Genomic DNA, 14,772 nt, shown 5'->3' with positions numbered 1-14,772 from the left:
CAGATAAAAAGATAAAATGAAAAAGTGTATAGGGTTATTACTTGTTATACTCGCTTGCTCTTTTACTCAAGCGCAGTCAGAGGATAGAGGTTATATTGTTAAAGTAGGGGACGAAGCTCCCGATATAGAACTTCTTTTCCCCGACGGGACCAAAAAACAATTGAAAGATTTACGGGGGAAGATCGTTATGTTACAGTTCACCGCCAGCTGGTGCGGAGTATGTCGCAAGGAAATGCCTTTTATAGAAAAAGATATATGGCTAAAGCTGAAGGGTAACTCTAAGTTCATCCTTTTCGGAATCGACTTGAAAGAGTCCAAAGAGACTGTTGAAAAATTCGCCAAAGAAACAAAAATCACCTATCCTCTTTTACTCGATCCGGAAGGTAAAGCGTTTTATGCTTTTGCCGCCCAAGGAGCAGGAGTTACCCGGAATGTCATTATCGACGATAACGGAAAGATCGTTTTTATGACCCGCCTTTATGACAAAAAAGAATTCGATGAAATGGTAAAGGTTATCAACCAATTGCTAAAAAAGAAGCAGACGGACACGACAAAAGATCGATAACTGAACGACAGAAAAGGCGTCCATCTACCGCCGGCCTCATTTTAGACCCTCCTCTGTACGGGAAATATACTCCCACGAAAAACATCGACACCCCCGTAAATGAAACGGGAGTGAATTAGTCTTTTCCATACCCTTTGTACCATCGCAAACGAAAAAACTCGAGAACTACCTCTTTTTCTTCTTTCTTCTGCCTTTTCTTTTCCGGCCCTTTTTTCGGATAAAAAACTGCAAGGCGACAAAAAGAACAACGGTCACAACCACCAATACAGCCTGTTCCCGTTTTCCCGGTTTACCCCCCCCTTTTCAAACCGGACACCAGTTCGGGATGTGCAGCGGTATCAGCCTCCAGCAGCTTTTCTATCTCATCCGGTAGTTGCGGAAAAAAATCAATCCCCGTTAAGGCTTCTATCCGGTCCACCGATACGGCAAAATCTTTTAAAGGCTGGTCACTCCCCGCGTTGGGAAGCAGATAGGCGATCATCTGTTGTGAGGCGGGAGCATAAAACAATTTATAGTAATACCCCGGAACCGTAACCTTATTTTTGCCTATATGACCTTTGTTTTCTTTAAAAACAGGACCGGTAACCACGTAAAGTAACTCTTTCCTTCCCCGTTTTCGCAGCAAATCTTCCAATCGTTTCCAGATTCCGCGGTTAAAAGCAGGAACTTGAGGAGACATATTCGACATATAAAACGTTTCACTCATCGCTTTTTTATCAAAAGCCATATCGGCTGCCGGACATAAATGTCCCCGGTCGTAACCGCTGCGTTTGTAGTCATCGGGAGTTGCCGAAAACAAGTTCAATTGGGGGTCTACCCGAAAATCATTCTCGCGGCCAACGGCTCTATTCCCCCTGCTTTTTAGTTCGTAATACACCCAGTTGGCCTGCCTGTGAATCGTATCGAAACCCAAGGAATAAAACGCGTGTTTCACTTTTATCCCTGCCCCGGAAGGAATATATTCTTGCGAACGGATATGCCTCGTACCGGTCAAAAATAGAAATAGGAGGCATAACAGCCTCCCGTATCCTAATTTCATTAAAAACATATTATTCCTCTATTGCCTTCTGTATCGTTATATCTTTTTCACCCAGAATAGGATAAAAACCCTCATCGTCGATCAGGTGGCGGGCTATAAACGCTTCCAAACGCACCCGAAGTATTTCGTACGAATCTTTTATTCCCCTTTTATCCTTTTTCAATCCTCGCTTTGCCGCATAATCAGCCATATCGCCTACCAAATCGAAGCGCTTCAAATACTTCTGAATCGATTTATAATCCTTGAGATCTTTCATTTCGGCCCGGTGATGCTCCATAAAATCAAACGTATAATCATACAACAATTGAGATTCAGACAACGCGACTAAATATCTCGAAGCTCCCGTCGTATCCGCGGGTACGAAAATATCCGGCATTACGCCTCCTCCCCCGTAAACCGTACGCCCGCCAACCGTCTGGAATTTCAATTTCTCATCGAATACAATACTGTCTTTCTGAGAAAATTCACCATGCTTCAATCGGTTGTATATATCATTATAATATTTTTCTTTCCCCTCATTATAGGGCTTTTGTATCGACCTGCCGGAAGGAATGTAGTAACGGGCCACCGTCAAACGAAGGGCCGAACCATCCGGCAACATCCGTTGTTCCTGCACCAATCCTTTTCCAAAAGACCGGCGACCGATGATTGTTCCCCGGTCATTATCCTGGATCGCCCCCGCAAAAATCTCACTCGCCGATGCGCTGAATTCGTTAATCAACACATCCAATTTCAAATCCTTGTAATTTCCCTTTCCATTCGCATTAAAATCGCTACGAGGAGAAGCTTGCCCCTGGGTATATAAAATCAATTGACCCTCCTCCAAAAATTCATTAATCATCTGGATGGCTATCGGAAGAACCCCTCCTTCATTATCCCTCAAATCCACTACCACCTTCTTCATTCCTTTTTGAGTCAGTTCTGCCAATGCCCGCATAAATTCCCCGTAAGTATGCATCCCGAATGTTCTTATCTTTACATACCCCGTTGTGTCATTCAGCATATAAGCGATATCTATACTTTTTATCGGAATACTTCCCCGCGTAACGTTTTTGATCAACAATTGAGGCTCTCCTTTACGAAGAATAGTCAATTTCACATCCGTTCCCATCTCCCCCCTCAACATACTCATGATCTGTTTCGAATCCATATTTTTCCCGGCAATGAGCGAATCATTTACCCGAATGATGCGATCCCCGTCCTGTACTCCGGCCTTCTCCGAAGGCCCCCCCGGAACGACCTTAACCACTAACGCCGTATCTAAATAATTGTAAAACTGTACTCCGATACCTCCGAAATTTCCCACGATACTTTCATTGGCTCTTTGCATATCCTCAGCCGGGATATAGACCGTATGGGGATCCAAATCTTTCAACAATATCGAAATGGCTTTTTCCACCAATTCATTCGAGTTAACCGTATCCACGTACGAATGCTGGATCATGTTGATAATAACGTCCAATTTACTACCATTAACCGGCAGAAATATTTTAGAAGCGGCCGCATTGTTCCTTTTTGTCGGTATAAAATGATTAATCATCATCCCAAATACAACCGCCAACGCCAGCACGATCGGTGTTAAAACGGCCCTTAAATTTTCTCTGTTCATTTTCATCTGTTTTATTTACTCTATCTCTATCAATTCCACCTCGATATCGGCTTTCCGCAGCAATTCCACTCCATCCGCCGAACGGTAATCTTCAGAATACACCACACGCTTAATTCCTGCCTGTATGATCAATTTAGCACACTCGATACAAGGAGACGCGGTCACGTATAACGTGGCCCCCAAGCTACTGTTATTCGACTTTGCAACTTTTGTAATAGCATTCGCCTCTGCATGCAAAACATAAGGCTTCGTCTTATTCCTATCATCTTCACAGATGTTTTCAAACCCGGACGGAGTCCCGTTATATCCATCAGAAATAATAGCATTCCCTCTCACGATCAATGCTCCGACCTGACGACGTACACAATAAGAATTTTCCGCCCATATGCGGGCCATCCTCAGGTAACGTTCATCCAATAATCGCTGTTTAGATTTTTCCATCGTATTACTTCTTACGGTCACACAACGCATCTATTTCCTCATAAAGCACCTGTTTGCGCTCTTCCGGAACTTCTATTTGAGACAGTATCTCCCGACTTTTCTTCAAATATTTGTTAATGGCATCCAATGTGACCTGTTTGATTCCTAATCGGTTGTATATTTCCGTTATGGCTTTAATCTTTTCTTCCGGACAGAAATCCTTCATCTCAATCCAGCTCGTCAACTCTTTTTTAGTCGCCTCATCAGCCAACTCGAAAGCCCGGATCAACATATAAGTCTTTTTATTGGAAACAATATCCCCTCCTATGTTCTTCCCGAATTCCGAAACATCCCCGTAAACATCCAGATAATCGTCTTGAAGTTGAAAAGCCAATCCCAAGAATCCGCCGAAATCATACAAAGCTTTATACTCATGTTCCGGAGCTCCTGCTATCAAGGCTCCATGTCGCAAACTTCCCGCAATAAGAACAGAAGTTTTCAAATAAATCATATGAAGGTACTCTTCCTCCGTTACATCATTTCTGGTCTCAAACTCCATGTCATACTGTTGTCCCTTGCAAACATCCATCGCCACCTGATTAAAACCGTCGATAGCCCGCCTCAGGTAGCGGTCTTCACAATGCTCAATATATTTATAAGCCGTGATAGCAGCAGCATCACCGCTCAAAATAGCCACATTGTTATTCCATTTTTTATGTACGGTTTGCCTCCCCCGTCTCAACTCCGCATCATCCATCACATCATCGTGCAACAACGTATAGTTATGAAAGATTTCTATGCCGATGGCAGATTTCAGAACCCTTTCTATATCTTCCCGGTATAAGTTATAGGCCAACAAGGTTAAAATCGGTCTCAACCGTTTTCCTCCGTCTTCCAAAATATATTTAATCGGTTCGAACAGCGAGTAAGGCTTTTCTATATACTCCTGTTTCGCCATTTCTTTCTTTACAATTTCACGAAGTTCGTCTATCGTATACATAGTCCCAAATTTTACACATTATAATTCGGCTAAAGTATAAAAAAAACTATATATCGACAATCGTAGATTAAAAGAATTAAAGAATGAGAAGATTACAGGGATTAGGAGATTGAAAGATTAGAGGATTAAGAGATCGGGAGATTAACGGATTGAAAGATTGAGGGACAGGGAGAAAAGACTATTCAATTCCCCGCACCCGGGAAAAGGGTGAAAATACTATTAAAAAAGATCGACGATCGTTTTCAGATTGACGACTTAAAAAGGGAATATCAAAATTCCATCTTAAAACGTAAACCGGAAACTAATCCATTGACTATCAATTAAAAATGTGATCCCACCAAGAATCGAACTTGGATTTAAAGTTTAGGAAACTTCCGTTCTATCCGTTGAACTATGGGACCTTTACGGTTTGCAAAAGTAATTGAAAAAAATGGCAGTTCCAAATATTATTTAAACGGCAACAAACGGAAAAGAAAATTTGCTATTATTTCATTGGTAACATCTGCAAGGGAATACGATCCCTTTTTTAATCATCTTGTATTTTCTTTCGACAGGCTTTTAAATCCTTAAAAAACACGGTGTACGCGTTATCTATCATGATCACGGAAACAAAATTATTACTAAAAAAGTCTTTAAACATAAAAAATGAAAGCGGGAATACCCGCATTAATAAAAAATTGATACGAAAAATTTTATTTCAAAAAGTTATTATTAACTTCGCAACACAAATAGCATTAAGCGTCTATTCATTTAATTAAGATAAACATGGTTAGCGACTACAAAGAAATTTTATCAGACAGCGCCAAAGGGATGAAGCGCTCTGCAATCAGAGAGTTATTGAAATTGACTCAGAAACCGGAAATCATTTCATTTGCCGGAGGTCTTCCCGCGAAAGAATCCTTCCCATTAGAACAATTGCAAGAAATATGTGCAGAGGTAATCGCCACTGACGGAGCAGCGGCTTGCCAATACGGTTCTACCGAAGGAGTTCCCGAATTATTGGAGATTCTGGCCCAACGCTACCGGGATCAAGGATTAAGTTATGTTACAAAAGAGAACATCACCATCATCACCTCTTCTCAACAAGGGCTGGATACTGTAGGTAAAATTTTCCTTAATCGGGGTGACAAATATATTTGCGAATTACCCTCCTACTTAGGGGCTCTCGGTGCTTTTAACTCTTATGGCGGGGTCGCTGTCGGAATTCCTCAGGACGAACAGGGAATGAGCGCCATCGAGCTGGAGAAAACATTGGCCGACATGAAAGCCAAAGGCGAAAAACCCAAATTTATCTATTTGATCCCCGACTTCCAGAATCCTGCCGGAATGACCATGCCGGATGCCAGAAGAAAAGAGATCTTGGCTATCGCTAAAAAATACGAGATCTTAATTATTGAAGACAGTCCTTACCGGGAATTACGCTTTTCCGGCAAGCCACAACATATGTTATACGAATTAGATAACGGCGAAGGCAATGTCATCACGCTGGGAACTTTCTCTAAAATATTCATGCCGGGATTCCGTATGGGATGGGTATTGGCACACCCGATGATCATCGACAACTTCGTAAAGGCAAAACAAAGCACGGACCTTTGTACCTCTGCATTTTTACAGAAGATTACCGTGAAATTCTTCCAAAAGAACTATTTCGACGCCAACGTGAAAAAGATTGTCGAACTCTATCGCGGTAAATTGAATGCAATGATAGGAGCATTTGAAAAGTACATGCCGGAAGGCGTTAGCTGGACTCACCCGGAAGGAGGTCTTTTCTTGTTCTTAACCTTACCGGAGCAATACGATGCAGAAGATCTTTTCAAAATTGCAATCGAAAAGAACGTGGCATTTGTATTAGGTACCGTTTTCTTCTGTAACGGAAAAGGTAAAAACACCATGCGTATCAACTTCTCTTACATGAGCGAGGAACAAAATATCGAGGGAGTGAAGAGATTGGCCGAAGCGATCAAAGAGTTGTATGCAAAAAAATAAAACGATACACGATGAACTTTAAGCTAAAAGTTGGAGGAAACTCCGACTTTTAGTTTTTATAACAAATCCCTTGCGTGATTTTAAACCTTATTCATCATGAAAGTAGTCATTCAACGAGTTTCCCGCGCCAGCGTCACTATAAACCGACACCTCTTTTCAAGCATAAATAAAGGCATGTTGGTACTTGTCGGGATACAATCGGACGACTCGGAAGAGGATATCAATTGGTTAGTATCAAAAATCATCCATCTCCGCATCTTCGACGACGAAAACGGAGTAATGAATAAATCCATATTAGAAACCGGAGGAGAGATTTTAGCCGTGAGTCAATTCACCTTAATGGCCCGTACCAAAAAAGGGAATCGCCCTTCCTATATCGATGCGGCACCACCTTCCATTTCAATTCCCCTTTACGAACAATTTGTCTCCACATTGCAAAAAGAGATTAAAAATGAGATTAAAACCGGGCAATTCGGTGCAGAAATGGAAGTAGAACTCCTCAACGACGGACCGGTAACCATCCTCATGGACAGTAAGAACAAGTTATAAAATAGCCGATCCTTAAACGCTGATTACTCCAACAGGAGATTACAACGAATGAATAACATGGCTTTTTAAGAGCAACAAAAGGACGACGACGAATTTTAAATTATTATAGTATGGACTTGACAGAATTACAAACGGCTGTTGATGCCTGGATCAAAACTTACGGGGTAAAATATTTTGGAGAACTCACCAATATGGCCATTCTGACAGAAGAAGTAGGAGAATTGGCAAGAGTCATGGCCAGGAAATACGGGGACCAATCTTTCAAAGAAGGAGAAAAAGATAATTTAGCCGATGAAATGGCCGACGTTCTCTGGGTTTTAGTATGTTTAGCCAATCAAACGGGGGTAGATTTAAATTCCGCCATAAGTAATAATTTTGCAAAAAAAACAGCAAGAGATGTGAATCGACATAAAAAAAATCCGAAACTGTTTAAAGATTAAATGCATTTATCCTACTTTTGCGACAATATATAAAATTAACATGTGAAATATGTGGATTAAGATTGCCGGAATTCTTCTTAGAAACCGGATAGGTTTTATTATTGCCATTTCGATTATTACCCTCTTTCTGGCCTCTCAAATCAGAAAGGTCGAAATGTCATATGAATACGCCAATCTTCTCCCATCAACAGACAGTGCTTTTCTCGATTACATCGATTTCCATGAAAAATTCGGTCAAGAGGGGAATGTCATGGTATTTGCCATTCAGGACACCTCCTTTTACGAAGTGAACAAACTCAACGATTGGATACAAATGTGCGATAGCTTAAAAACTTTACGCGGAGTTATCGCCTTAGTGGACATCACTCACTCTTTCAATCTCTGTAAAGATACGGCCAATCGCAGATTCGACATAAAACCCATATTTCCACATCACATCAAAAACCAGCGGGAAGCCGATAGTTTGTCTCAAATCGTGGAGAATCTCCCTTTTTACGACGGAACACTTTTTAACAAGAAAAAAGCGATTTACGGCATGATGGTTTCCGTTTCGGCTGATGTCATGAACTCTCCGGCACGCGTAGGACTGGTCAAGGATATCTTAAAAATCACGGAAGCATTTTCTGCCAAACACGAGCTTAAAATGCATTATTCCGGCTTACCCTACATTCGGGTCGTAAATGCCGAAAATATCAAGGGAGAGATGTATATGTTCATTATTCTCTCCCTGCTGATCTCGACTTTTATCCTTTACCTCTTCTTCCGCTCTTTCCGAATCATCGGGTTTTGTTTATTAATCGTTCTTATATGCGTTTGCTGGACCGTAGGTGTCATGGCTATGCTCGGAATTAAAATCACGCTTTTAACGGCTATGTTACCCCCATTATTAATCGTGATCTGTATTCCCAACATGGTCTTCATGATTAATAAATTTCACGCCGAATACGATCGCCACGGGAACAAGATCAAGGCTTTACAGAGAATGATTCAAAAGATAGGAAACGCCTCTTTCCTTAGCAACCTGACTACAGCTGCCGGTTTTGCCACATTTATCGTTACCTCCAGTCAGATTCTCGTTGAATTCGGTATCACCGCTTCCATCGGTATCAGCTTTGTCTATTTGGTTTGCCTAATCATGATTCCCTGCGTATTTAGCTTTCTTCCGTCTCCGGACAGCAAGCAAATCAAGCATCTACATAATAAATTTGTAAACGACACTTTAAATAAGGTTATTGAAATTATTATTAATCACCGGAATAAAGTTTATATTACTGCTTCCATTGTAGTCGTTTTAGGGTTTATCGGTATCTCTTTGATGAAATCTACAGGGTACATGGTTGACGATCTGAAAGAGAGCGACCCGATCCGACAGGATCTCATGTTTTTCGAGGATAATTTCGACGGTTTAATGCCTTTGGAAATCACGATTGATTTCAAAAAACCGAATCAAGTCATCAAGTTATCCAACTTGGAGAAATTAGATTTATTAGCCCAAGAACTCTCCCAAGACGAAGACATTTCAAAACCCATTTCCATCGTTGAGGTGATTAAATTTGCCAATCAGGCTTTTTATAACGGGAAACCGGCCTATTACAAATTGCCGAGCAATCAAACGAAAAATTTTATTTTAAAATACGCTTCCCAATCCGCAGGAAGTATCGGGGGAAAAGCAAATTCATTTGTTGACTCCACCCTAAGAAATGTCCGGATGAGCTACCGTATAAAGGATATCGGTACTAAAAAAATGCAGGAAAAAGAGAATAAATTATACGGGATCATTGGAAAATATTTCCCCGGAGACCGAAATGTTGTAAAGGTAACCGGATCAAGTATCATCTTTTTTAAAGGGACCCAGTATTTAGTCACCAATCTATTCACGTCCCTGCTATTAGCCATTATCCTTATCGCCATTTTCATGGCATGGATGTTCCGGAGTAAACGCATGGTTATCGTTGCCCTCCTGCCAAACCTCATCCCGCAAATTATTACAGCCGCCATTATGGGATACTGTGGAATCCCGATCAAAGCATCGACCATATTAGTATTCAGTATCGCTTTTGGTATTTCAGTCGACGGGACCATTCACTATTTAGCAAAATACAGGCAAGAGTTACAAGGGACAAACTGGAGTATTCGGTCGTCTGCCGTTCTGGCGTTGAAAGAGACAGGGCAAAGCATGATTTATAACGCCATTATCCTTTTCTTCGGTTTCGGAATCTTTGCTTTGTCGGACTTCGGCGGAACCGTTGCTTTAGGCATCCTCGTTTCCATTACCCTATTGGCAGCGATGCTTTCCAACCTCATTATATTACCCTCGCTTTTGTTAACCTTGGATAAGCATACGACAAACAAGACTTTTAAAGAACCGGTCATTCAAATTTTCGATGAAGAAGACGAAAGGGAGAAACACAGATAAATATATTCGTGGTCCCTTATCTCAACAACCGTTATCCCTAACGGATTTTTAATAAAAAAACCGGCTTATGCCGGTCTTTCATTATTTCTTCATCTCTTTCAAGATATCATCCATTAACTGGGATGTCCCGATTCGAAAATAGCGAGGAGTCACCCATTCTTTTCCCAAAACATGGTTGACGATGGTTAGGTAACGAATGGCATTTTGTACTTTGGAAACACCTCCTGCCACTTTTATTCCCACCATTTTACCCGTTTGGGCATGATACTGACGGACGGCTTCACACATCACATAAACAGATTCGGGAGTAGCATTCACAGGCACTTTTCCCGTGGATGTTTTCACAAAATCCGCTCCCGCGTATGCACTGATCAACGCGGCATTAAATATGCTCTCGATATCCTTCAGCTCCCCGGTTTCCAATATCACTTTCAATAAAACGCCTTTACAAGCTTCCCGGATAGCTGCAAGCTCCTCGTATACCCTCTCGTAATTTCTCTCCAGAATATCCCCCACGGAGATAACCACATCGATTTCATCCGCCCCGGCGGCAACGGCCGCTTTACATTCTGCAATTTTTACTTCCATAAAAGATTGAGAAGAGGGAAAACAAGCTCCCACGACAGTCGTTTTAATGGATGTTTCACTCAATCCGTTTTTTACAATCGAAGCATATTTCGGGAATACACATACCGAAGCGACCTCAGGCAAGGCATTCTTCTTGATTTTCTTAAGCAGTTCCGCAACAAATTCCGTCACGGACCTATCCGTATCTGTCACCTTCAATGTCGTATAATCCATACAGGTTATACATAGCTCGAAGTTCTCCGGACAGTAGGCCAAAGCAATCTCTTTCTCGATAACTCCATCCAACTCGAACTCTATCCGATCTTCTAAATTCGAAAAATTATAAGTAGCTAATATTCCCGATATATTTTCCATAAACATTCAATTTATTTCTCCATAAAGCAACTGGAAATATCTATACGCAATTTCCTCGTGTCAAGTTTATTCTTCCCTAATTTTTATTAACAAACTTATGCTTGCTTGTTTTCAGTTCGACAAAATTACATAATACTTCTGAGATTTTTAAACAAATATCATGCAAAATATTTATTTTTGGGATGCGTAAACACTCGCACGATCTATAAATTCATAAGCAAAACTAAATGGCTACAAAATCAGAAATACAAACACCTTTGATGCAACAATACTATGCAGCTAAGGCTCAATATCCTGATGCACTACTTCTTTACAGAATGGGAGATTTCTATGAGACCTTCGGGGAAGATGCCATCACTACCTCAAAGATTTTAGGGATTACCCTCACAAAGCGATCTCACGGCTCCCCCGGAGACGTAGAGCTCGCCGGTTTCCCCTATCATGCCATAGATACCTATCTTCCTAAATTAGTCCGTGCCGGTCAGAGAGTAGCCATCTGTGAACAATTGGAAGATCCTAAGAAAACCAAGAAGTTAGTCAAACGGGGAGTCATAGAATTAGTAACTCCCGGTGTTTCGTACAACGAAAATACCATTGACAATAAAAATAACGTATTTCTGGCCTCCGTCTATTTTACCAAAAGCAAAGCCGGAATCTCGTTATTGGATCTTTCCACGGGCGAATTTTTAACGACGGAAGGAACTCCTTCCACGGTAGACAAATTATTGAATAGTTTTCAACCCAAGGAGGTGTTATATCCTAAAGGCTCTGAAGCCTTATTCCATGAACTTTTCGGAAATAAATACTATACTTACCCGGTAGAAGCCTGGTTTTTCGAACCGGACTCTTCGGAAGATCGGCTGAAGAAACATTTCGACGTCTCTTCTCTGAAAGGTTTTGGAATTGATAAGTTAGAATGCGGTATCGCCGCTTCCGGGGCCATTCTCTATTATTTAGACATGACCAAGCACGAGCTGGTAGGGCATATCACCTCTATTGGACGAATCGATGAATCCACTTGTGTATTATTAGACCGCTTCACGCTACGAAACCTGGAAATATTGGAATCGCTCCACGAAGGAGGTTGTTCGTTAACCGATATTATTGACAGAACAATCACTCCCATGGGCAGTCGGATGCTTCGCCGTTGGATTTGCATGCCGTTGAAATCTCCGGAAGAGATCAACCAACGGTTGGATATCGTAGAAAGTTTCATTCAACACGAAACCGAGCGTCTCGAGCTGGAACAACTATTACGGATCATCGGGGATCTGGAACGGTTAGCTTCTAAAATTGCCGTATGCCGGATCTCGCCGCGAGAGATGGTACAATTGAAAGTAGCTTTGCAAACGTTGATTCCGCTAAAAAAACATTGCCGGAACATCAACAATCCCCAATTAACCCAATGGATCGAGCAATTAAACGAATGCGAGGCTCTTCATCAAAAGATAGCGCAACAAATACAGGAAGAAGCACCCGCTCAGCTGAACAAGGGAAATGTCATTGCCCCCGGGGTTAACGCGGAGTTAGACGAGTTGAGAGAAATCTCCTCCCATGGAAAAGAACTCCTGCTTCAAATGCAACAACGGGAAATAGAAAAAACCGGTATCCCTTCATTAAAAATAGGTTTTAATAATGTATACGGCTATTACATAGAGGTGACTAAAACTCACAACAGTAAAGCCCCCGATACCTGGATCAGGAAGCAGACATTAGTGAATGCAGAACGCTACATCACACCCGAATTAAAGGAGTATGAAGAAAAGATCTTAGGAGCAGAAGATCGTATTCAGGAGTTGGAGAGTACGATTTACAACGAATTGTTACTCGTTGCCTCATCCTATATCAAAGCCATACAAACTAATGCCCATATCATTTCCCGGATCGATGCTTTAATTTCGTTTTCTAACGTATCCATCACGAACCAATACCACCGTCCTGAAATCAATGAATCCTATTCCATCGATATAAAAGCCGGGCGTCATCCGGTCATCGAAAAGCAGCTTCCTCCCGGAGAAAGCTATATCCACAACGATTTGTTTTTAGATAACGAAAAACAACAAATCATTATTATCACGGGACCTAACATGGCCGGAAAATCGGCTTTATTACGTCAGACAGCACTTATCGTCATTATGGCACAAGCCGGTTGTTTCGTTCCGGCAACCTCCGCATCAATCGGGTATGTCGATAAGGTTTTCACAAGAGTCGGGGCCTCAGACAACATCTCCTTGGGAGAATCTACTTTCATGGTAGAAATGAACGAAGCCGCCAATATATTAAACAATATATCCGATCGGAGCCTCGTTTTGTTCGATGAGTTGGGAAGAGGGACCTCTACTTACGACGGAATCTCCATTGCCTGGGCCATCGTGGAATTTTTACACGAGCATGTCAAATACCGTACGAAGACTCTGTTTGCCACCCATTATCACGAATTGAACGAAATGGAACGTTCGTTCCCGAAAATCAAAAACTACAATGTTTCGGTAAAGGAAGTGAATAATAAAATTGTCTTTTTGCGTAAATTGGTAAAAGGAGGTTCAAATCACTCTTTCGGAATCCAAGTCGCTAAAATGGCAGGATTGCCGCAATCCGTCATATTACGGGCTTCTGAGATTCTGAAACAGCTGGAAAACGACAAGAACAAAAGCGGGACCTTACAAAAAAACGTGAGTCGGATTGCCAATGAAAGGGAAGGGGTCCAGCTCAGCTTTTTCCAATTGGAAGATCCCGTTCTTCTCCAAATTAGAGACGAAATCGCCGGGTTGGACATCAACGGTCTAACCCCACTCGAGGCTTTGAATAAGCTAAACGAGATTAAAAAGATCACCGGAATCTAAAACCGTTTAAGTTACAAATTGACGATTGGCCTCTGCAATCGTCAATTCAAACGGTCATTTAATAATTTCCATGTGCAGGATTACGACGTTTTCCAAAGGACGATCGTTGGCATCGGTTCGTACGGCTGCTATTTTATCCATAACCTCCATCCCTTCGACTATCTCCCCGAATACGGTATATTGACCATCCAAATGAGGAGTTCCTCCCACCGTCGTATAAATCTTTTTCTGCTCCGGAGTTAACACCAACTCTTCTTGAACAAAAAGGCTGTCACAGGCATGAGCTATCTCTTCCGTCAACCGATCCATTCCCTCCTGATCTTCGGCTTTTTGCAAGCGAGCATATTCGGCTTCATAACCCGATTTGATACGGTTATACAAAGCGATCTTCCGGCGTTCATTAATCCGCTTCACCGTGTTATCCAGCTTCTCCGGCGAATAAACGACACCCTGCACCATATAGAAATGCGAGCCGCTGGACTTTCGCTGAGGATTCACCTCATCTCCCTCCCGGGCTGCCGCAAGTACACCTCTTTTATGAAAGTAACGAGGTTGAAACTCCGCATCGATGGTGTACCCGTTATCACCTTCTCCCAATAAAGTTCCCGATGCCGCTGTTTTCGATTCCGGGTCTCCAGCCTGTATCATAAAATTTTGAATAACACGATGAAATAAAACGCTATCATAAAATTGTTCCTTCACTAACTTCAAAAAATTATCCCGATGCTTAGGCGTCTCGTTATATAACTTAACTTTTATATCTCCCATCGTCGTAGACATACTCACTATTTGTTCTTTCTGATTACTACAAGAGATACCGCTGCAGAATAAGAGTATCAATAAAAAAAATTTATTCATAAACCTGATTTTAAAATTAAAACGAATAATTTCATCGACAAAAATAGAGGAATTTGTTTTATTTACAATATTTTTGTGTTCATCTTGGCTAACTTATAAAAAAAG

At 41.5% G+C, this 14,772-nt stretch carries 12 protein-coding genes and 1 tRNA gene; 6 read left to right on the top strand and 7 right to left on the bottom strand.

What is annotated here, in order from left to right; all coding sequences use genetic code 11:
- The first annotated feature begins 16 nt into the window (after nucleotides 1-16).
- Entirely contained in the window at nucleotides 17-565 is a 549-nt protein-coding gene (locus PGR74_RS03640; RefSeq protein WP_041503243.1) for a TlpA family protein disulfide reductase, read from the top strand.
- 289 nt (nucleotides 566-854) lie between these two features.
- On the opposite strand, the gene PGR74_RS03635 is transcribed toward PGR74_RS03640, so the two are convergent.
- From PGR74_RS03635 to PGR74_RS03615, 5 genes are all read right to left on the bottom strand, one after another.
- Nucleotides 855-1,604: a DNA/RNA non-specific endonuclease gene (locus tag PGR74_RS03635; protein ID WP_270516714.1), complete on the bottom strand. Its 750-nt coding sequence runs from the start codon at nucleotides 1,602-1,604 to the stop codon at nucleotides 855-857.
- 10 nt (nucleotides 1,605-1,614) lie between these two features.
- The gene (locus PGR74_RS03630; RefSeq protein ID WP_041505254.1) at nucleotides 1,615-3,213 is read right to left on the bottom strand and encodes a S41 family peptidase; all 1,599 of its coding nucleotides are present in this window, start codon (nucleotides 3,211-3,213) and stop codon (nucleotides 1,615-1,617) included.
- Nucleotides 3,214-3,228: 15 nt separating this feature from the next.
- A complete protein-coding gene (locus tag PGR74_RS03625; RefSeq protein ID WP_041505329.1) occupies nucleotides 3,229-3,654 on the bottom strand; it encodes a deoxycytidylate deaminase in 426 nt (141 codons plus the stop codon).
- Nucleotides 3,655-3,658: 4 nt separating this feature from the next.
- Nucleotides 3,659-4,633, bottom strand: a complete 975-nt coding sequence (locus PGR74_RS03620) for a polyprenyl synthetase family protein (RefSeq protein WP_041503240.1) — start codon at nucleotides 4,631-4,633, stop codon at nucleotides 3,659-3,661.
- A 329-nt stretch (nucleotides 4,634-4,962) separates the two neighbouring features.
- Nucleotides 4,963-5,034, bottom strand: a tRNA-Arg gene (locus PGR74_RS03615).
- 364 nt (nucleotides 5,035-5,398) lie between these two features.
- Between PGR74_RS03615 and PGR74_RS03610 the strand changes: the two genes are divergently transcribed.
- The 4 genes from PGR74_RS03610 to PGR74_RS03595 all read left to right on the top strand — a co-directional run bounded on the left by PGR74_RS03610 (nucleotide 5,399) and on the right by PGR74_RS03595 (nucleotide 10,024).
- Nucleotides 5,399-6,619, top strand: a complete 1,221-nt coding sequence (locus PGR74_RS03610; protein ID WP_041505255.1) for an aminotransferase-like domain-containing protein — start codon at nucleotides 5,399-5,401, stop codon at nucleotides 6,617-6,619.
- Nucleotides 6,620-6,715: 96 nt separating this feature from the next.
- Nucleotides 6,716-7,168 carry a D-aminoacyl-tRNA deacylase gene (gene dtd, locus PGR74_RS03605; protein ID WP_041503238.1) on the top strand — a complete coding sequence of 151 codons (453 nt, stop codon included), beginning with the start codon at nucleotides 6,716-6,718 and terminating at the stop codon, nucleotides 7,166-7,168.
- 110 nt (nucleotides 7,169-7,278) lie between these two features.
- Nucleotides 7,279-7,608 carry a nucleotide pyrophosphohydrolase gene (locus PGR74_RS03600; RefSeq protein ID WP_041503237.1) on the top strand — a complete coding sequence of 110 codons (330 nt, stop codon included), beginning with the start codon at nucleotides 7,279-7,281 and terminating at the stop codon, nucleotides 7,606-7,608.
- 49 nt (nucleotides 7,609-7,657) lie between these two features.
- Nucleotides 7,658-10,024 (top strand): efflux RND transporter permease subunit, encoded by a 2,367-nt coding sequence (locus tag PGR74_RS03595; RefSeq protein WP_041505256.1) that lies wholly within the window; start codon nucleotides 7,658-7,660, stop codon nucleotides 10,022-10,024.
- Between the two features lie 81 nt (nucleotides 10,025-10,105).
- Here PGR74_RS03595 and deoC read toward each other — a convergent pair whose 3' ends face one another.
- A complete protein-coding gene (deoC, locus tag PGR74_RS03590) occupies nucleotides 10,106-10,966 on the bottom strand; it encodes a deoxyribose-phosphate aldolase (protein WP_052634612.1) in 861 nt (286 codons plus the stop codon).
- A gap of 227 nt (nucleotides 10,967-11,193) precedes the next feature.
- Between deoC and mutS the strand changes: the two genes are divergently transcribed.
- Nucleotides 11,194-13,809, top strand: a complete 2,616-nt coding sequence (mutS, locus tag PGR74_RS03585; protein WP_041503234.1) for a DNA mismatch repair protein MutS — start codon at nucleotides 11,194-11,196, stop codon at nucleotides 13,807-13,809.
- Nucleotides 13,810-13,863: 54 nt separating this feature from the next.
- On the opposite strand, the gene PGR74_RS03580 is transcribed toward mutS, so the two are convergent.
- Entirely contained in the window at nucleotides 13,864-14,667 is an 804-nt protein-coding gene (locus PGR74_RS03580; protein ID WP_041505257.1) for a peptidylprolyl isomerase, read from the bottom strand.
- Nucleotides 14,668-14,772 lie beyond the last annotated feature (105 nt).

Source organism: Sanguibacteroides sp. AM78-02pH3A, assembly GCF_027666085.1.
Classification (GTDB): Bacteria; Bacteroidota; Bacteroidia; order Bacteroidales; family Marinifilaceae; genus Gabonibacter; species Gabonibacter massiliensis.
The sequence above is the reverse complement of the archived record's forward strand: the minus strand, read 5'-3'. Positions and strand labels throughout refer to the sequence as shown.

Coding starts and splice junctions, on each gene's coding strand:
- PGR74_RS03640 (WP_041503243.1), top strand. CDS start 17: ATGAAAAAGTGTATAGGGTTATTACTTGTTATACTCGCTTGCTCTTTT.
- PGR74_RS03595 (WP_041505256.1), top strand. CDS start 7,658: ATGTGGATTAAGATTGCCGGAATTCTTCTTAGAAACCGGATAGGTTTT.
- PGR74_RS03625 (WP_041505329.1), bottom strand. CDS start 3,654: ATGGAAAAATCTAAACAGCGATTATTGGATGAACGTTACCTGAGGATG.
- PGR74_RS03630 (WP_041505254.1), bottom strand. CDS start 3,213: ATGAACAGAGAAAATTTAAGGGCCGTTTTAACACCGATCGTGCTGGCG.
- PGR74_RS03635 (WP_270516714.1), bottom strand. CDS start 1,604: ATGAAATTAGGATACGGGAGGCTGTTATGCCTCCTATTTCTATTTTTG.
- dtd (WP_041503238.1), top strand. CDS start 6,716: ATGAAAGTAGTCATTCAACGAGTTTCCCGCGCCAGCGTCACTATAAAC.
- PGR74_RS03620 (WP_041503240.1), bottom strand. CDS start 4,633: ATGTATACGATAGACGAACTTCGTGAAATTGTAAAGAAAGAAATGGCG.
- PGR74_RS03610 (WP_041505255.1), top strand. CDS start 5,399: ATGGTTAGCGACTACAAAGAAATTTTATCAGACAGCGCCAAAGGGATG.
- PGR74_RS03600 (WP_041503237.1), top strand. CDS start 7,279: ATGGACTTGACAGAATTACAAACGGCTGTTGATGCCTGGATCAAAACT.
- PGR74_RS03580 (WP_041505257.1), bottom strand. CDS start 14,667: ATGAATAAATTTTTTTTATTGATACTCTTATTCTGCAGCGGTATCTCT.
- deoC (WP_052634612.1), bottom strand. CDS start 10,966: ATGGAAAATATATCGGGAATATTAGCTACTTATAATTTTTCGAATTTA.
- mutS (WP_041503234.1), top strand. CDS start 11,194: ATGGCTACAAAATCAGAAATACAAACACCTTTGATGCAACAATACTAT.